The organism is Bradyrhizobium sp. OAE829, assembly GCF_040546575.1.
GTDB lineage: Bacteria > Pseudomonadota > Alphaproteobacteria > Rhizobiales > Xanthobacteraceae > Bradyrhizobium.
On sequence record NZ_JBEPOE010000001.1, the window covers coordinates 2,628,975 to 2,646,871 of the forward strand.

Annotated in this window: 13 protein-coding genes and 3 pseudogenes; 6 read left to right on the plus strand and 10 right to left on the minus strand. The window is 58.4% G+C overall.

The annotated features are described in order from the left end of the window. Positions 1-178 precede the first annotated feature (178 nt). Together ABIE49_RS12780 and ABIE49_RS12785 are read right to left on the minus strand one after the other, a co-directional pair. Positions 179-629 (minus strand): annotated as a pseudogene (locus tag ABIE49_RS12780) (glycosyltransferase); the annotation flags it as partial. Between the two features lie 70 nt (positions 630-699). After that, the gene (locus ABIE49_RS12785) at positions 700-2,316 is read right to left on the minus strand and encodes an alpha-amylase family glycosyl hydrolase (RefSeq protein ID WP_192740749.1); all 1,617 of its coding nucleotides are present in this window, start codon (positions 2,314-2,316) and stop codon (positions 700-702) included. A gap of 158 nt (positions 2,317-2,474) precedes the next feature. Between ABIE49_RS12785 and ABIE49_RS12790 the strand changes: the two genes are divergently transcribed. Next, the gene (locus ABIE49_RS12790) at positions 2,475-4,547 is read left to right on the plus strand and encodes a glycoside hydrolase family 65 protein (protein ID WP_210337588.1); all 2,073 of its coding nucleotides are present in this window, start codon (positions 2,475-2,477) and stop codon (positions 4,545-4,547) included. 213 nt (positions 4,548-4,760) lie between these two features. Here the strand turns inward: ABIE49_RS12790 and ABIE49_RS12795 are convergent, their stop codons facing one another. From ABIE49_RS12795 to ABIE49_RS12810, 4 genes and pseudogenes are all read right to left on the minus strand, one after another. Continuing rightward, the gene (locus tag ABIE49_RS12795) at positions 4,761-5,942 is read right to left on the minus strand and encodes an MFS transporter (protein WP_192740750.1); all 1,182 of its coding nucleotides are present in this window, start codon (positions 5,940-5,942) and stop codon (positions 4,761-4,763) included. 214 nt (positions 5,943-6,156) lie between these two features. Then, a complete protein-coding gene (locus tag ABIE49_RS12800; protein ID WP_192740751.1) occupies positions 6,157-6,429 on the minus strand; it encodes a hypothetical protein in 273 nt (90 codons plus the stop codon). A 2,135-nt stretch (positions 6,430-8,564) separates the two neighbouring features. Then, positions 8,565-8,894 (minus strand): annotated as a pseudogene (locus ABIE49_RS12805) (ATP dependent DNA ligase); the annotation flags it as partial. 52 nt (positions 8,895-8,946) lie between these two features. Continuing rightward, positions 8,947-9,336, minus strand: a pseudogene (locus ABIE49_RS12810) (DUF6328 family protein); the annotation flags it as partial. Between the two features lie 120 nt (positions 9,337-9,456). On the opposite strand from ABIE49_RS12810, the gene ABIE49_RS12815 reads away from it, so the two are divergent. Continuing rightward, positions 9,457-10,116, plus strand: a complete 660-nt coding sequence (locus tag ABIE49_RS12815; RefSeq protein WP_192740752.1) for an HAD family hydrolase — start codon at positions 9,457-9,459, stop codon at positions 10,114-10,116. Between the two features lie 462 nt (positions 10,117-10,578). On the opposite strand, the gene ABIE49_RS12820 is transcribed toward ABIE49_RS12815, so the two are convergent. From ABIE49_RS12820 to ABIE49_RS12835, 4 genes are all read right to left on the minus strand, one after another. Beyond that, positions 10,579-11,769, minus strand: a complete 1,191-nt coding sequence (locus tag ABIE49_RS12820; protein WP_192740753.1) for a glycosyltransferase family 4 protein — start codon at positions 11,767-11,769, stop codon at positions 10,579-10,581. A gap of 335 nt (positions 11,770-12,104) precedes the next feature. Further along, on the minus strand, positions 12,105-12,374 hold the full coding sequence (locus ABIE49_RS12825) for a hypothetical protein (RefSeq protein WP_192740754.1): 270 nt from the start codon (positions 12,372-12,374) through the stop codon (positions 12,105-12,107). Positions 12,375-12,486: 112 nt separating this feature from the next. After that, entirely contained in the window at positions 12,487-12,849 is a 363-nt protein-coding gene (locus ABIE49_RS12830) for an SPW repeat protein (RefSeq protein WP_192740755.1), read from the minus strand. 146 nt (positions 12,850-12,995) lie between these two features. Next, complete coding sequence (locus ABIE49_RS12835) at positions 12,996-13,481, minus strand: Hsp20/alpha crystallin family protein (protein WP_192740756.1); 486 nt, start codon at positions 13,479-13,481, stop codon at positions 12,996-12,998. Between the two features lie 915 nt (positions 13,482-14,396). Between ABIE49_RS12835 and rpoH the strand changes: the two genes are divergently transcribed. The 4 genes from rpoH to ABIE49_RS12855 all read left to right on the plus strand — a co-directional run bounded on the left by rpoH (position 14,397) and on the right by ABIE49_RS12855 (position 17,628). Continuing rightward, positions 14,397-15,338 (plus strand): RNA polymerase sigma factor RpoH, encoded by a 942-nt coding sequence (rpoH, locus tag ABIE49_RS12840; RefSeq protein WP_192740757.1) that lies wholly within the window; start codon positions 14,397-14,399, stop codon positions 15,336-15,338. A 456-nt stretch (positions 15,339-15,794) separates the two neighbouring features. Next, a complete protein-coding gene (greA, locus tag ABIE49_RS12845) occupies positions 15,795-16,295 on the plus strand; it encodes a transcription elongation factor GreA (RefSeq protein WP_192740758.1) in 501 nt (166 codons plus the stop codon). Positions 16,296-16,611: 316 nt separating this feature from the next. Further along, positions 16,612-17,328 (plus strand): NADH dehydrogenase ubiquinone Fe-S protein 4, encoded by a 717-nt coding sequence (locus ABIE49_RS12850; protein WP_192740759.1) that lies wholly within the window; start codon positions 16,612-16,614, stop codon positions 17,326-17,328. A 129-nt stretch (positions 17,329-17,457) separates the two neighbouring features. After that, entirely contained in the window at positions 17,458-17,628 is a 171-nt protein-coding gene (locus tag ABIE49_RS12855) for a hypothetical protein (protein WP_192740760.1), read from the plus strand. Positions 17,629-17,897: the final 269 nt, after the last annotated feature.

A 17,897-nucleotide genomic window follows, 5' to 3' on the forward strand; every position in this document is an offset into this window, starting at 1 on the left:
AGAGGTCCAGCCCCATCTCGTCCCGTTCGAAGTTGCTCACGAATATGCCGTCAAAACGCCGCGCCAGTAACCGAGCGATTATCCAACTAGGCAGAGTCACCGCTTGCCGGCCGTACAGGTGTGTTTGCGTAGAATGCGTTTGGGCTTTCTTTCAAAAGGGTCGGCGGCGTATTGGGGCGAAGTTTGCGTTCGGAATCGGAATTCGTTGGCTATCGGAAATGGAGACCAAACGCATCTCGTCAAAACCCATATAGATCGGCTTGATGTCCGGGAGATCCTGCCTTCCGTGGAGTGTGGTCAGGATTCGCGAGGACATTTCGCTGAAGAGCGGAAAGTGCAAATAGTCGATGTGGAAGTGGAGAACATCGAATTGGTGTGCCTGGCGCTGACCCGGTCGAGCATGAGCATGTAGTACGGAATTACATCACAGACTTTAGGGTCCAGCCGAAGGGCCGTCGGAACGCAGCCCACCAATTTGGCCGAGGTACTGAATCTCCGCTAGCAAATAACGTAACGTCGTGACCTAATTTGACCAACTCCTCCGTAAGTTAGGAAACGATCCGTTCAGTCCCACCGTAGAGCTTTGGCGGCACGCTCTCCATCAGCGTGGCAATCTGAGCGATCCTCATCTCCTTGTTCACCCATGTGTAACGCTTGATGTCTAGCAATTCATCGAACGCTCGATGTTGCGATATGTTCCTAATTGGCGCGCCGATCCGAGTCCAATTTCATCAGCAACCCTTCGTTGCCGCGTAAATCGAGCTTGGCGCTCACCGCTTCCCCCTCGCGGTCTGCAAATGCAGATAAAAGAACGTAGCCAGATACTCTCTCGTCAGGAAACGAGACCGCGATAGGCTCAGGCCCCATGTTGAGGGCTATCAACACCCGCTCCTCCCGCAGCTCACGATAGAACAGCAGGAGTTCGCCGCTCGCCATCAGGGGCTTATACGAGCCCTCTGCAAGAGCAATGTGCTTGCGCCGGAGATCGATCAGCCGACGGTAGAGCCAATAGAGCGAGCCCCTATCCTTGCTCAAACTGTTCACATTCACTTCGCGAAAGTTGCCACCAACTGGCAACCATGGGTCAGCATCCGAAAAACCTGCCGATTTCGTACCATCCCATTGCATCGGGGTGCGGCACCCGTCGCGACCAATACCGATGCCTGGAACGTTCTTTTCGAACGGGTCCCGAACCTGTTCCGGCAGAATTGCCGCCTGCTGCATGCCAATTTCATCACCGTAGTAGAGGGTCGGTGTCCCGCGCAAAGTCATTAGAAGCATCGCGGCAACTCGCACCTGGTTCGGCCCCACTCGAGTTGCAAGGCGGGGCCGGTCGTGATTGCCTAACACCCAATTCGGCCACCCTCCCGGTGGGAGCGCTGCCTCATACTCGTCGATTAATTGAGCGATCGAGCGAGCTTCCCATTTGGCGGTGAGGAGAGCAAAATTATAGGGAAAGTGGACGCCGTCCAGCTTGCGGCCATAATAGGCGACGAGACGATCGATCGGCAGATAAATTTCGCCGAGAAGAACTCGATCGGGAAATTCGTCCAATACGCGTCGCATGCCACCAATCGCGTCATGAACCTCCGGTAAGTCTGCCGTGTAAAGCGGGATTAACGCATCGCGGGGAAGCTCGCCGGGACGAAAATCTGGATTGACAGGGTTATTGCGAAATTGATCATCCTTGATGAGATACCAGACGGCATCGACGCGAAATCCATCGACGCCGCGCCTCAGCCAGAAACGCATGACGTCATGCATCGCCTCGCGAACGGCGGGATTGCGCCAGTTCAAGTCGGGCTGAGCTGAGAGAAATGTATGGTAATAGTATTGGTTGGTGCTCGAGTCGAATTCCCACCCGCTTCCGCCGAATTCTGACAGCCAATTATTTGGAGGCCCCCCATCCGGAGCCGCATCACGCCAGATATACCAATCGCGTTTTGGGTTATCACGGGAGGCTCTGCTTTCAACAAACCAGGAATGTTGATCCGACGTGTGATTGGGAACCAGGTCTAGAATGAGCTTCAGGTGATTGCGACGGCCTGCGTCTATCAGGCTATCGAGGTCAGCCAAATTTCCAAACAAGGGATCCACACCGGTGTAATCCGCTATGTCATAGCCGAAGTCGGCCATCGGCGATGTAAAAATTGGTGACAGCCAGATGGCGTCGACGCCAAGTTCTACTAGATAAGGCAGTCGGTCTATTATCCCTCGGAGATCTCCCACCCCATCGTGGTTGCTATCCTGAAACGAGCGGGGATAGATCTGATAAATGACCCCGGTCTTCCACCACTTCGCATTTTCAGCCGGCATTGTAGAACCCTGCTTCTATAGATGCTTTGAGCGTAACGCCCTAGCAACGCGTCGGTAAATCCAGCGTTCCGGCCTCGGCGGGACCTTTCTATTACCCTCCCTTTGGCGTTTGGAACGCCACTCCTCGCTGAGCGTTGCGAGGCCTGGAGGAAATTGCAATGGACGGTCCTATAAGTCCCCCGCCAGTCACCGGAAGCGCTGCCAACGAGTTGCCGGCCTATTTGTCAAATGGCGTCGTAGGGCTGAAAATCCGCGACAATCCACTCAATCCCGGCATGGCACTGCTTAGCGGATTCTCCGGGGAGCATCCTGAGAGAAAAATCGAGGCGGCGGCATTCGCTCCCTATCCGCTCGCCGGTGACATTTGCCTCGAAGGGGTTTGGATGTCGGACACTCCTCAAAGTGTTCACATCGTCGACCAGGCCTACGATTTTTCGACGGCCGAATTGACGACGCGCCTGCGGTTCAGAGTGAAGGGACATCAAGCCAAAATTGCCGTGACGTCATTCTGCAGCCGAGAGCAGCCCACCGTGGTCTGCCAAGAGATCGCCATTGATGTCGATGCCGCCTCGGACCTTAAGGTTCGGGCAAGGATAGATCTATCAGGGATAGAAGGACGCCCGCTACGATATAATCGCGACACGCCTGGGGAAGCCAAGCCTTCCTGCGACGGTTCCGTGCTCTGGGAAAGCGCCGGCGCGATTTCTACATGCGGAATTGCTTACGTGACTGAGTTAGTTGGAGATGATGCAAAACCGCAACGACCGCCATTGGACGGTGAAGGTTTAAGGAGCGAATATGCGTGGCGGGGTCGCCGGGGACGGCGGTATAAACTCCGACAGTTAGTCAGTTTGGTTCCGAGTGCACTCCACAATCAGCCGGATTACCAGGCTTCAAGGCTGATCGCCATGGCGGCTAACATCGGCTTTGATCTAATCAAGAAAAATAATCGGGCTTGCTGGGCCCAATTGTGGAGAAGCCGGATTCGGCTAGTGGGTGCAGAGAAGCGTTGGCAAGCCATGGCGGATGCCGCGTTCTTCTACCTCATGTCATCTGGACATAGCTCCTCTCCTGCTTCAACGTCCATGTTCGGCTTGGCGACTTGGCATGACTACCATTACTATTTCGGTCATGTGATGTGGGACATTGAGACCTTCTGTGTCCCGCCCTTGCTTTTTCTTCAGCCCGATGCGGCAAAGGGACTCCTCGACTACCGCGCACGCAATCTAGAGGCCGCCCGCAGCAATGCACGCCTGATGGGGCGACGCGGACTGCAATTTCCCTGGGAAAGTGCGCCATCTTCCGGAGAAGAGGCCGCGCCTATGCCAGGTTCGGCAGCATGGCGCGAGGACCATGCCTCGCTTGATATCGCCCGCGCTTTTGCGCTTTGCGCCGACGTAATTGGCGACGATGCATTCTTGCGGGATAAGGCATGGCCTGTACTGTTCGGCGTGGCCGAGTGGATCAAGAGCCGCGTGACTAAGCGACGCGGAAAGTATGAAATTCGTGCCTCGATGGGTATCGCGGAGCGCAAATCGCCTTCCGACAATGCAGTATTTACGAACCTTTCTGCGCAGACAATTTTGCGTGACGCCATTTCGGCTGCAAAGCGGCTGAACAGGCCGGTTGATCCTGCTTGGCTTGAGATGGCGACGAAGATGGTCGTCCCCAAACGAGGTAAAGTCATAATTTCTCACGATGCATTTCGCGTCGATGAGGAAAAGGCGGCGACACCCGATCCCCTGATGGGCATTTTTCCCCTCAGCTGCGGGCTCGATGACGAGACCGAGCAAGCTACTCTCGCGTTTTATTTGAAGATTGCAAAACGATACATCGGCAGTCCCATGCTGTCTGCCCTGTATGGCGTTTGGGCGGCCCGTTCCGGCAACAGGCGGCTTTCGTTGGAAATGCTGGACCGAGGCTATGGTGACTTCTGCACCGGCAGGTTCATGCAGACGCTCGAATACCGCAAAGACGTATTTCCCGAGCAACCGCCAGCCGGACCCTTCTTTGCAAATCTTGGGGGCCTTTTACTGGGGTTGATTCTGGGGTTTCCAAGGATTGAGCCAGGACCGGAAGATCCCCAAGATTGGTGCAAAGGGCCCGTACTCTTGCCAACGGGGTGGCGCTCTATCGAGATCGATCGGATCTGGATCAGGGGTAAGCCTTGGCGAATGTCGGCTGTTCAAGGCGCGCCCCGCGCCCAGCTCGCGCCCTGCGCGGGCGCTTAGCAACTCGAAGCAAGGGTTTGGTCATTGGTCTATGGCCGTCCGACATTATGACAAACCAGCCTATTTTTACCAACAGTTCCGGAAGTTGCGGCGTGATGACACCGACGTGCTTGCCGGTGAATTGCCACGCTGCGAAGCAATTGGGTTCGCCAGCACCTTGTAAGGCCTGCTAGCACTCTAGGGTGGGGCCCAGCGAGCGGGTCGCTTGCCTCGTCAGGAACCTATACATCGATGCCTCCGGTCAGCGAAGCCAAACCAGGCAAACGGGAGGGCAATACCGCAAAGCACAGCCATAGGAACGAAGGCCTCTCCTCCGTACCTTGCGTAGAGAACCCCCGACAACAACGTCAGTGCAGCAGTCACGAAACCCGCGCCGAATGTGTACAGCGCTTGGGCGGTGGCCGACAAGGCCGCTGGCACCAGAGCTCCCATCATGCGCATACACGCAAGATGAAGCAGGGCGAAAGTCAATCCATGTAGCGGCTGGGTAATAGAGAGCAGCAAAACGGACGTGGTCACGCCTGCAATAGACCAACGAATGATGCCTGCCGCGGCGGCCAGGGCAGCGGCACCGCGCGCACCGAACCGATCAATTAGCGCTGGACCAATCAGAAAAAACATTATGACTTCTGCAGCTACGGCTTCGGACCACAGGATGCTTATGGACGGGGTGCTGCTTCCCGCATTGCTCCACCGAATCACGGCGAATGCGTCATGCATTGCGTGACTGCCATAGACTAGAGCTGACACCAAAATCAGAATCCGGAACTGCGGCAGCTTGAGAAGTTCAAGCACTCGAACCAGAACACGTCGGGCGCCTGGAGGCGGTCCTGATGGAGGGGCAACAGCCGGCACCAGCGCGGTTGCGCCGGCGGAGATGATGAGTAGGGCCATATTCAACCAGATGATCGGCTCGAGATCATCGGGGCTAATGAGCTGCCCCACCGTTAGCGTGCCCAATATGAAAGCGGCCGACCCCGAACCGCGTATTCGACCATATTCAAACTGTCTCCCGGCACTCTCTGGTTTGGCTGAGTTCACCGATAAGGCGTCAGCAATCGAAGTCGTGGGCGCAAGTGCAGCGGCCTGGATCAAAGCTACTGCAAGGAACAGCCAGAAAGCATCCGCCCATATAAACGTGGCGGCAGCTCCAGCCGCCATTACGATGCAGATAGCGAGCACGCCGCGCAACGATCTCATGCAATCAGCGAGTAGCCCGATCAGCGGCCCGGCCGCCAACCGCATGGACATTGCGGCAGCCAGGACCAGACCGATCTGCTGAGAACTCAGAGCCCTCGACTCGAAAAACTTCGGCCAAAACGGCGAAGCCACACCAAACGCAGCGTACAAAGCGGCATAGAGGATAATGTAGGCAATCGGTCCACTGATACGCACCGGCTGCTCGCCTCATATCGCTGTGCGGGTTGCTCGAAGTGATTCTTCGACAGTCATTTGTAAACTGGATGGGATCGGCGCGGCAGCGTGCCCTCCGGGTAAGGAGCGAAACCGGGAATCGTCCATGAGGATCAGAATCCGGACACATCCTTTAGCAAACGAAGAAGGCCCCGTAGGGACGGGACCTTCCCAGACGCCAAAAACTGCTCTCATCTTACTTTTTGCCTTTGGCCGCGGGCGCGGCCGCGATGGGCGCGCTGGCGCCTGCGTTGGGCGGCGAAGCGCCAGCTTTGCTGGTATCCGCGCCTGGTAGCAGAGCCGGTTTCTTGGCTTTTGGATCAACCGTGATGGGCGCATTCGCGCCTGCGTTGGGCGGCGTAGCGCCTGTTTTGCTGGTGTCTTTTCCCATCATCATTGGCCCGCCGGTCTGGGCCGGGGCCAAAGACGATTCCAGGACGAAAAAATGCGAATGTCGTAGCTTGTTCATGTGAGTCCTCCGGGTTAAAAATGCACCAAGCCCGCGAAAGATGGTTGGTTCCATAGCGGGATGGTGGTTGCGCTGGCTCGCGCTTCAGAAATTCACGAAGTTCGACTGAGAGCCCGTTCCGCATACACCTTCACACAATTGGTAACTGAACGGCATGTAAGTCGTGAGGACGCACCTTCCGGCCTTATCGATCGTCCGAAGATTGGCCCGCCCTCAATCTTCGCTGCGACCAGCCAGGCCCCACGGCGGATTCTGATCCGCAGCCTTTCACCCGTCCAATGCGATTCATCAGGGAGGCTGTCTCTCGTAGCCCGCGCTACATATTCACTTCTGTAAGTCGACGCGCACGGTGGCCTCCGCGGGTTACGCATCTCGGTGAAAGTTCAAAAAGGCTTCGGCAAGCAACTAGGGTAGCTGGTGCTGCTCGTTTCTAGCAACCTTTGCAGATACTTTTCACCTTCTGATCGACTTTGGCATTTTCTTGGCTAATTACCGCGTCAGCGGGAGTGGAAGGGCCGCCGGGGATTACCGTACCGTCAATGCGGCCAGTGCTTGTGCCACCGGCTCTGTTACCTGCTGTCCCAGTTGTGATGGAGCCGCGAGGTGCTGAGTTTCCCCCGTTCGCATTCCCAAGGGAGCCGCCCAAGTTTGCGGTCCCTGCTGCATTGGTGCCCGGTACGTTCAGAGGCGCGCCAGCGTTGGCCGCCCCGCTCGGGTCGTTCAACGAATTATTGAGACCCGCGGGATTCGCGGGCCCATCGGCGCACCGCTGATTGCCGAACTGCCGGCGCCGGCGGAGCCTGCGCTAGGGGTTGTGGTTCCCGGACTAGTCCCCACTGAACCTCCGGACGCGCCACCGGCAGAGGCGCCGCTTGATGAGCCACCCCCGCAGATCCGCCGCCTGAGCTTCCACCGCCGCCACCACCACTTTGAGCAAAGAAGCCATGGGCGACAGCAGAAGGGTCATAACGAGCAGTTTACCGGGGAAGCTTATCGACCTCGGCAATCTCCTTCTCTGTGCCACGACAAGCAATTGGGGCGGCGTTGTTCCTCATTCTGTATTGACTTACGCCCATCGACTTTAGGAACGACCGCGACGCCAGGCGCAGGAACACGCTGTGCCGAACGTTTGGCGTTGGACGGATCATCAAGCGCCATCTGAACAATGAACGCGCTAGCGTTTGCATTGAAAAGGGTTGCCCGATCGAGCGCTCACTTTGAGAACCCATCTCGATACCTAGTTTGTGAGGTTTGCGCCTGCCGCCCCCCTCGGTGCACCGATACGTCTGCCGGAGCGTCCGCGGAAATTTTCAAGAAGCGAACCAAAGCAAAACCTGCTAGAGCGGCGATTCCGAGACTAGCCGTGGGCTGCCGTCTTGCAAAGGATTGCGCATCGAGCACCAGATCATTGAGGCTCCCCATGCGGATCGAGCCCTCCACGCTTTCAACTTGGGATGCGGCGTTCCGGATGTATTTTCCGAAAATGGGAAAATCGCTGTCGAACTCCCGGCCGGCGCAACGTATCGCCTCAGCCAAGCTGTCTACGTTTCGGTCCCCTGCCCTATCATTTCCTTTGCGTCATTGGCCAGGCCCGACGCGTGGTCTTTCAGGTTTTTTGTTCCCTACAAGATCGCCAGCCTTATCATTGAACTCGCGACCTGCTTCTATCGCCTGCTCGCTGTCCTCAATGTTTCGCCATGGGCAGTGGCGCCTGTACGCGATCGTGTCGTCCCCTCAGCCATGTTCGTCTCCCTCTGACGTTGAATTGATGCTCTGGATTTGCTCAGGCGCGAATGCAGTTGTGAGCGTTCCTCCTATTCAAACGATGTACTTATCGAAAAGTGCCAAGATCGACTGCCTCACCGTGCCAAATCCGGAGAGGGCCGTGATCGCGACGTTCCCCGCCGCGATCACCCATAGCCTAAAATGAGTATGTGATGCGAAAGACGATGACATCTCAGTGGAATGTCCGAACAAGACATCGCCAGGTTCCGCGCGCGGGCAGAACTTTCCGGGTTCAGGCTGAGCATCTAACGACGTGACTGACCAGAAGGCCTGGCTGCGGATGGCTGAAGAGTGGAAGAAGATCGCGCTGGACGCGACGGGGACCGTTTGCCCGGCATCTTGGCGTGACCAGGTTTCTCGCGCTCGCGGGTAACGTCTTCCGCGCGTTTGTCTGCCCTGAGCCCTAGATATACGGGATGGCGTATCTCACCTTTTGTCGTCCACTCAGTGAATTTCACCTCTGCCACCAGCGACGGTTTGACCCACGTCGTGACGGCTTCATCCTTCACTTTCGCAGAAAAGGGGGATTTCGAGGCTTTGAGCTTGATGAGCTTGCTGTACAGCTGCTCCAGGGTAGTGTGAGAAAAGCCCGTTCCGACATGACCGATATAGCGCCAGCCGTTCTGCTCGCGCACCGCTAGGGCAAGCGCTCCAAAGTACGGACGCGTCCGCTTGGGTGAGGCCCTTTCGCTGCTTGCGAAGTGCAAACCCCAACCCGTAAAGCAGTGCGAGGCCCGTCGCAGTCAACAGACCTGCAAAGATAATGCCCGTCTGGTTACCTGCGAAGCGGCCCAAGACGGCATATGCTGATGCGCCCAGACCCAACGTGAGAGGAAGCAGGCTCCATGCCGCAAACGCGGTCGCTACGTTAAGCGCACTGTGGAGTGTTCGGCCATCGCAGGCAATCTGGTGGTGAAGGGAAGGAACTATCAAGAGCATGACGCTAATACTGAGTAGGGCAAGTGCAACAATCTGCGCGATCCGACCGGCCGTATCCACCTCAACGAACAGCTCTTGAAAGGCGGCCTGGAAGGCAAAGCCAAATAAGACCTGCGCCCCCAGGATGAGGAGGCGTGACTCGTCGAGAGCGGTCTTAAGCTTACTGTCGAGTTCTTCCGACATCGACAATCAACCAAAGGATTGGGCTCCGGTTCCTTCGCCCATCAGTGCCCCCGGTTGGATTAGGAACCCCTTCCCTAGGCCGGAATTGAAGCAATATTCCAGCCCACACCGGAGCGAGTGATGTTTTCAGGTTTCATTTTCGACGTGGAGGGCACGCTGGTCGATTGCATTCCGCAAACCTTGAAAAGCCTGCAGGAAGCGATCGAGCGCTACGGTCCGCCGGTACCCTACAATACGCTTCAACTTTATTCTGGCCTAGACGGCGATCAAACGCTTCAACTTGTTGTACCTGATGCCCCAGAGTCGGTGAGGAAGGACATCCTCACGATGCAAGCGAGGATATATCGAGAAACGTATCTTAATGGCGTGCAGCCCTTCGAGGGCATCCGCGACGTTTTTCAGTCGCTCGTCCGGCAGGGCGGGCGGATCGCGCTTGCGACGGATTGCAAAGGACCCGAACTGAAGCATTATCTCTCTTTACTCGACGTTGACGAGTTTGTCACAGCAAAGGCATGTGGCGACGACGTTGAACATGGCAAACCCGATCCCCGTCTCATCGGCCTGGCCCTCAGCAAACTTGGTCTCTCAGGACCGCAATCCGTCATGGTGGGCGATACGCCATACGATGCCGAAGCCGCCCTTGAAGCGGGAGCGTCTGCCGCTGGCGTACTTACAGGTGGATTTTCTTCCGAGGCACTGTTGGATGCTGGCTGCTTTGCCGTGCATGAGGATTTGCGTGCACTTCTGCCCAGTCTGGTAACGGCCAACTCGTCGACCTAACCATTCACGTTCCCCTTCGACTACCACGCTGCTCGGGCGGTATGGAAGAAGGGCGATCCCGGCTTCCACCCAAATCGCCGAGGTGCCGCAATCGAATCCCCGTGACGTGACGTGTGCGTGTTCTGACCCCGCCGTTGGGGTTGGAGCGTCGTGCCGCGTCGAAAGGATACACAGTCGGGGAACAAATTCACCGCCCAAGAGTCGATAGCGTGGAGCCATCGCCCGCCGTTCACAACGGCGCCAGTCGCGGATAGCCAAAGGTCTACAGACCCGCTGTTATTCACTACTTAGCGCTCGCGCGGATAGCCAAAGGCGATGGCTGCCGTCGTTAACTCCATTGCGATGGACAAATACCCACCCGCCTCCAAATCGGCCAATCGAACGAATGATTCCGGCGCTTGCCTGTAAAGCCCGTGAAACCTGGACTGGGACGGACACTACAGGACCCCGAAAATAAACGCGTTACCCGCCGCTACGAAATCCGTTATCTGAATCTTTCCGGAAGCGCCCGTCTTCGAAAGGATCAGCGCGTGTTTTGCACGCCCGCAGAGCAGCCGTTGCCGACTCTTCAACAGCACGCGCCCCGTTGTAGGAGTAAGGAACAGCCGGGAGCTGGATCTGCTGCGTCCCGTGGGTACGGAGGATGGAGTAGATTTTTAGACAGTCGGAGGCCATACGGAGCGCGGAGAATCGTTCCTCAAATCGCGCCCGGATGACTTTCCGGTCCAGCGCCAGCAGTTCGGGAATGGCCCGCACTGCCTCGTCAACGCTCGAGACGATGCACCCGGTCAGCCCGTCCTCGACGATCTCCGGTACCGATCCGCCCCCAAAGGCGAGCACCGGCGTTCCGCAGGCCATCGCCTCGATCATGACCAGCCCGAACGGCTCGGGCCAATCGATGGGGAAAAGCAATCCGGCCGCCTGGCCGAGAAACTCGGTCTTGGCGCTCTCGTTGATCTCGCCCACAAATTCGACGTCCGTCCCGTTCAAGAGTGGCGCGATGACGTTTTGGAAGTAGGCTTCGTCGACCTTATCGACCTTCGCCGCGATCTTGAGCGGCAGGCCCGCGGCTTGTGCGATGGCAATGGCGCGGTCGGGCCGCTTCTCGGGCGAGATGCGGCCAAGAAACCCAAGATAGCCGGCGGGCGTCCACCTCGGCTTGTGAAGATCAAGCGGGAGCCCGTGGTAGACGGTTCCGACAAAGTTCGCGCTGGGCAATGGCGCCCGTTGCGCGTTGGAGATGGAGATCAGCGGCATATCCGAAAACCGGCGGTAGAACGGCATGTGGTCGGCAACGTCCTGGCGGCCGTGAAGCGTCGTCACGGTCCGTCGGGCCTCCGGTCGGAATAGCGGAAAGTGCAGATAGTCGATGTGGAAGTGCAGGATGTCGAAATCGTCGGCGCGCTCCCGCACCTTGTCGAGCATCAGCGCGTGATGCGGGATCGGGTCGCGGGCGCCTGGATCGAGGCGCAGCGCCCGGGGCGTGCAAGGAACAAGCTCGGCGGAGGTGATGGAATCGCCGCTGGCGAATAGCGTGACCTGATGACCTTGCTTGATGAAAGCCTCCGTCAAGTATGAAACGACTCGTTCCGTTCCGCCGTAGAGCCGTGGCGGCACGCTCTCGAAGAGCGGCGCAATCTGCGCGATCCTCATTTACTGCCTCCGGTACAGCATCACGTCGACACCTGATCCGCCGTCGTCTTCTCCCGCCTAAAAACGCCATAAGGGGGCACTCGTTCCTCACCGGAGAACCATAACCGGAAACACCTTGGTTATTGCAATCTCGCGAATTCGCCCTGCTCGGCTACTTGCTTTACCGTCAGTGCGGTGGACGACATAGGGGCGGCGCCGCCGATGATATATGCGGCTGCCGGATCGGACCCAACAAGCATTCTACGCAGGCCATACTGCCGTGATGATTCTTGCGAGAATGAAGCTCCCGCCGGTGCTGGGCTATCTGCTCGCAGGACTGCTTTGGACCTCATGGCTTAGATGCTCTCGCGGAAAGTGCCGAAACCCGGTTCCTGGCCGAGTTCGGCGTAATGTTTCTCATGTTCACGGCAGGCATGGACCTCTCGGTCTCCGCCGTACGGCGGCCGCGTCGTGGTCGGCGGCAGCCTCCCAATCTCGCTGACGACCTTCGCGGTAGCAGCGCCGTCGCTCTCTACACCGCGCTTCAGATCCCTCGACCGACGTAGCATCTCACGGACGATCGCAGCCGCCAGAACGGTCGCGGTGGTGGTGCCATCACTGGTCAAGTCATTGGTCTTCGAGGCACCTCGCGCACCATCGGTGTGCCCCATGTGCTCGAACCTGTCTCCGGTCCGCTGACGACTGATGAAGGGAGGCCCGGCGGCCTCCCCTCGCTTGTCACGCCGTCACGCGAGGATGGCTCTGCTGGAGAAACCAGAGTCGTAGAGCAGCAGCGGCCGCCACCACGATCCCGGCAACAACGTGGACCGGTGTAGCAGTCGCGTTAGCCGAGAACTGCAGCACCCACGGCGATATCGCCACCCAAACGCCGGCGGCAAGGGCCACCCACTCCTGCCATTCTCCGAACACAGCCAGCGCCGCTACTGCGAGCGCGGCGATGAGGATCCCGGTCAACCAGGCATTCCAGTTCGTGGGGCTTTCGGCGGAGAGCCCCAAGATCCATGGTGACAAGAACAAACCCACGCCGATCACAAGATTTACCGCGTCGGCGATCATGTCTTTTTTCCAGACGGTGTGCATGGTTGCAACTCCTTACATTGGCTCCTTTCAACTTCACTCGGTTTCCGGAGATCACTCCGGCTCGTAACCGGTCCGTCAGAGTTCGGTGACCTTTCATTGGTGATCACTGCATTCTGTGCGGGCGAGAGTGCTCGCCCGCCCTTGGCTCACTTGTCGTTGATGGCGATCCGTCTAACCTTCTGCTGCTCGGCAGGTAACTTCGCCAACGTCACGGTGAGAACGCCATCCTTGAACGACGCCGCGACCTTGTCCTGATCGACGTCATCGATCGGGATGGAACGTTCGAAGCGCCCGTAGAAGCGCTCGCTGAAGCGCCGCTCCTTGTCTTCGGTCTCGCTCTTCTTCTCACCGCTAATGGTCAACAATCCGTCCCGCAATTCGACAGTGACGTCCTTCTCCCGGAGACCGGGAAGCTCGGCGAGGACCGTGACAGCCTTGTCGGTCTCGTTGACTTCGACGCTCGGCCACCCCATCGCCCGGGAGCTGAACGGAGTGATATCGAAGGAACGGAACGCATCATCAAACAGCCGGTTCATCTCGCGGTGAAACGCGAGGAACGGATTGGGATCATTGCGAGGTACGCTCAGATCACGAGAGCCGTTATTCCGCGGTATTAGGTCGCGTAGTGCCATAGCATTTGCCTCCTCTCATGTTCACTTGACCCCATGCGCGGCAGGGATTTGACAGCGTTGAACCACCTTGTCAGGCCGCCTCCTTTCCGATTTGCTGGTTGTCGTTGCCGTCGACTTGAACCGCCACGCGATGCGGCATCATCGACGGCCTCAGCCGAATCCTGACGGCCTCCGATGCCACGCATTTGGTGGCACCACATGAACTAGAAGAGTTTGGTTTGATTTCAAGAGTGCCGCTAGCGCGCCTGATACCTTTTCAAACGGGCACTTTCAAAACCGACGAGCAGGACGGGGAGCCAGAAGTCCGTATGAACCGGCGCCAGTGATGGTTCTCTCTGAGTGGCCCAGCCGGGCGATGCTTCCAGAGCGAATCGCCCTTCTTGACGCCGCGCAGATCTATCCTAAATCGACCGCCGCCAAGGCCTCATCGGATTGGCACGGCGGTCCCGCCGCAAGGAAACGGCGGCTAATGCGGGAGGATGAACGATGTACGGCTTATTCGCAGCTTTCATAATGTCGGCCGTGTTCTGGCGCGCCACGGACAAAGTCGAATAGCGGTTCCAACGCGGTCGTTCAGACGGAGGCACCGCAGCGGGGTGTCTGGTCGGCGTACGCCGTCCAACCGAGGTACGGTGCGAACCCGGACTTTCCGGGCAGAGGACATTGTCCCGGATATCTGCAAGGGGTGCTCTTCCTGAGGGTAAACCCGGTGTCTGTGGATGAGTGAGCAACCCCCCGTCGGCGCGAAGCTGGCGTCACGGCCTCCTGCGGCAAAACGGATGGGAAGCTCGTGGAACAATTCGCGCGCTACGAAATTCTGACGATGCCACCGGCTTGTTGCGCTTTGGCGCCATTTCCGGGCCTAAGCGCAGGCACGGTAGCTCGCACCCATTTTGCTCTGAGGAGGATTTGGATATGAGCACCCTTTCAATTGTATCGAATCTGCCGACGGTTAACTCGGAACGCGGGCTCCCCCGCTACCTGGCCGCCATTCGAACATTTCCACTATTGAGTGCGGCCGACGAGGCGATGTACGCGCGCCGCTGGCGCGAGCACGGCGACCGCGAAGCGGCCTATCGCCTGGTGACAAGTCACCTTCGGCTGGCTGCCAAGACGGCCCTGCGGTATCGCGGCTATGGTCTTCCCATCGCCGACCTGATCTCGGAAGCAAACGTAGGCCTGATGCAGGCTGTGAAGCGGTTCGAGCCCGAAAAAGGCGTTCGGCTCGCTACCTATGCGATGTGGTGGATCAAGGCGAGCGTCCACGAGTACATCCTGAGGTCCTGGTCGATCGTAAAAATAGGCACTACCGCCGCCCAGAAGAAGCTCTTCTTCAACCTGCGAAAACTGAAGAACCGAATTTCCGCAGGCGAGGAGGAGTTATCGCCCGAGCACGTTCACTACATTGCCGACCAACTGAAGGTCGATTACCACGAGGTGGTCGACATGAATGGAAGGATGCGCGGCGATGTTTCGCTCAACGTGCCCACGACTCGGGAGGACGCTTCCGAACAGTTGCAAGACTGGCTGGTTGACCCGGCGCGGGACCCGGAAAGTCTGTTATCGGAAGCGGAAGATCGCAACCGGTTAAGGACTGCACTGAGAGACGCTCTCGCTGTCCTGTCGTCTCGCGAACGCCACATCCTTGAAGAGCGCTTCCTGCTTGATCAGCCGAAGACTCTGGAGGAGCTTGGCGCAACGCTGAAGGTGTCACGCGAGCGCGTCCGCCAGATCGAGTTTCGGGCGTTACAAAAGGTCAGCGGAGTACTGCGGGCGCGGCTCAAGGATGTCCTTCCCGCTTCCGGCAGCAAGCTTCGGCCGCCAATTTCAGCAGCATCCGGTAGGCGCAAGGCGTAAGCTTGTAGACGACCGTGTGCGCCGGCAGGCGGCCGTTCAGCAAGGCTGAACAGTGCGGACACCGTGGCTTGTGTCTCAAGTGGGTTGCTGTCGAGCCCAATGACCTTATCAGAGCGGCGACGCGGATCCAGAACGTCTGCGTCGCCTACTCCAAAATCAGCCGGCGCCGGCCACACCGACGCCACTCTCGCGGCGAGATGGAGCAGTATGGCTTCTCTGGAGGGAGACTCGGCGTGCATCCCGGCAGTCCCTTCGCCGCGCGTTCCTGCTCAAGCGCGCGCACTCCGCCTCGCCCTTTCGGCTGTACGCCTTGCTAGCTCGATCGGACGCGATACCCTCGAGGCGGATTTCTTCACCCGACTAGGAACCGATGCCCCGCACCTTGATTGTCGATGCAGGACAGGCGATGGGAGTGAAGTCGCGTCCGCACATAAGCGTTGGATTCGGCAGTGCCCAATGAATCAGGATACTGACAGATCTTATGAGAAGCTGCCTGTGACCAGCGAGGGCTACGCCGTCCTTCACGCTGAACTTAGACACCGAATCCAGATCGAGCGCCCTCGGACCGGCGAACGCATTCAGGACGCCATTGCGGACGACCCGAACCTGCCCGAGAACGCGGAGTATCAGACTGCTAAATCTGAGCAGGACTTCAATGAGGCGCGGATCGCGGACCTTCAAAGCAAGCTCGCTCGGGCCGAAGTGATCGATGTTTCCAAGCTGTCCGGCGACACAGTGAAATTCGGCGCAACGGTAACTGTTATTGATGAGGACACCAATGAGAAGCGGCTATGGCAGATCGTGGGTGAGCCCGAAGCTGACGCTAGAAAGGGCAAGATATCTGTCTTCTCTCCGCTTGCCCGTGCGCTGATCGGTAAGGCCAAAGATTCAACTGTCGAGGTTCTGACACCCAGCGGCGCAAAGGCTTACAAGATCAGCAACGTGCAATGGCGATGAGCGCCCGGCCGTTCGCTTTGGCCGCAGAATTGCATCGCCGCTCGGCGAGGCGCTCGAATGGTCCAGACGAACGAGGAGTGACGAACTTTGACGCGCTGCTCGGTCGGCGGGTAGATGCCGCAGTCTTCTCCACACCCCTTGCAGCTAAATCGCATCTTCCTAAGTTTTGTGCAGCCATACGGAGCATGCCGCTGATGCTTTGATCGACATTACAGGCAGCAACGGTCGGCAGTTCAATGCAGGCGGCCTGACCCGGAAAGTAAGACGAAGCGGACGGAAGCCTCGCTCCCGCCCGCCTGGTTCGAGGGAGGCGTTCATGAACATCGCGCCTTTATCGGCTCATTCGGACTTTACGGCGCGACGGCCCGTTCCAGAGGCGCCGGTGACGAAGTCGGTATTCCCGGCGGATGCGCAGGCCGTGATCTACAAGTCTGCCGCCTCGCCGATGACTTCGAGACGGACGAGTGCCCAGCAATGGAAGCTGCGTTTCGAGCGCCGCTCGGCCCCGTACATCGAACCCCTGATGGGTTGGACCGCCGACGACGATACCCTCTCGCAGGTCGAACTTTCGTTCCCGTCTGCCGAAGCCGCTATCGCATATGCACATCGCCAAGGTCTGCAATACACGGCGCAGGACTTGCCGACACAGGGATCGAAGCCACGCCTGGTATCGGACAATCCCGAGCCTGAAGGCCGCGCCGCCAGCCAGCACCGCCGACGGAGGCTGGAATGGATCGAGCGGACCCTTAGACCGGAGGTGACCCGCCACGGGTTCGGACCTGGGGCTGAACCTGCCGAGAGCTACGCAGATCCGAAACAGGTGCTGCTGGACAGCAATCTGTCGCCCACCCAAAAGCGCGACATCCTGCGGCGCCGGGCTCTTGATGCCTATCAGATCGAGACGGAGCACTCGAAGGGCAACTTGCTGGCGAGTCCCTCCCGTCTCCAAGAGGCGATCGACGCACTGCTCGATCTCGAGGAGCCGCAGATCACGCCAGCATCCTTCCAGCACGTCGACAGGAAGGCAAGCTGACTTCGATCGCAGTACGTCGGCCCGCCCAGGGGAAGGGCATCGCCTATCTGTGCGAAACAGAGGTAGCGCGATATAATGGATGTAGAAGGATAGTCAGAGCATGATGTTCATTCGCGTGCGGGAGGCGCCATGGCAAAGGAAACCAAACTCCTGCGAAAGCAAGCGGACAAGGCCGAGCGTAAAGCGAGAGTGACCGCCGATGCCGAAATCTCGGAAAGTCTCTTGAACTTGGCAAAGGCCTATCGGACGCAAGCGGACGTGATGAAGGCCAAGCGAAAGCAGGAAAAGAAGCGGCGCTGACCCCTGGCTTTCCATAACGCCCACGCCTCCAAAGGACTCGAATGCAGCGACCTGCGGGCGTGGCGGCTCAAGCTCCGCCGGTTTTGACCCGTCGGACGGACCTAGAATGAACAGGAGGCCGGCGACCAACATGAGACCTGCCCACAGCACCGCCGGACCAGCCATCACCAGGCGCGAAAGTCGTCCATGTTCGTCGTTCTTGGCGGGCGTTCTACATTGGGCACACTGGCTCAATCCGCGGTCAGCTACGGAGCGAGGGCGATGAGTGG

Coding starts and splice junctions, on each gene's coding strand:
- ABIE49_RS12785 (WP_192740749.1), bottom strand. CDS start 2,316: ATGCCGGCTGAAAATGCGAAGTGGTGGAAGACCGGGGTCATTTATCAG.
- ABIE49_RS12790 (WP_210337588.1), top strand. CDS start 2,475: ATGGACGGTCCTATAAGTCCCCCGCCAGTCACCGGAAGCGCTGCCAAC.
- ABIE49_RS12800 (WP_192740751.1), bottom strand. CDS start 6,429: ATGAACAAGCTACGACATTCGCATTTTTTCGTCCTGGAATCGTCTTTG.
- ABIE49_RS12815 (WP_192740752.1), top strand. CDS start 9,457: ATGTTTTCAGGTTTCATTTTCGACGTGGAGGGCACGCTGGTCGATTGC.
- ABIE49_RS12820 (WP_192740753.1), bottom strand. CDS start 11,769: ATGAGGATCGCGCAGATTGCGCCGCTCTTCGAGAGCGTGCCGCCACGG.
- ABIE49_RS12830 (WP_192740755.1), bottom strand. CDS start 12,849: ATGCACACCGTCTGGAAAAAAGACATGATCGCCGACGCGGTAAATCTT.
- ABIE49_RS12835 (WP_192740756.1), bottom strand. CDS start 13,481: ATGGCACTACGCGACCTAATACCGCGGAATAACGGCTCTCGTGATCTG.
- rpoH (WP_192740757.1), top strand. CDS start 14,397: ATGAGCACCCTTTCAATTGTATCGAATCTGCCGACGGTTAACTCGGAA.
- greA (WP_192740758.1), top strand. CDS start 15,795: ATGAATCAGGATACTGACAGATCTTATGAGAAGCTGCCTGTGACCAGC.
- ABIE49_RS12850 (WP_192740759.1), top strand. CDS start 16,612: ATGAACATCGCGCCTTTATCGGCTCATTCGGACTTTACGGCGCGACGG.
- ABIE49_RS12855 (WP_192740760.1), top strand. CDS start 17,458: ATGGCAAAGGAAACCAAACTCCTGCGAAAGCAAGCGGACAAGGCCGAG.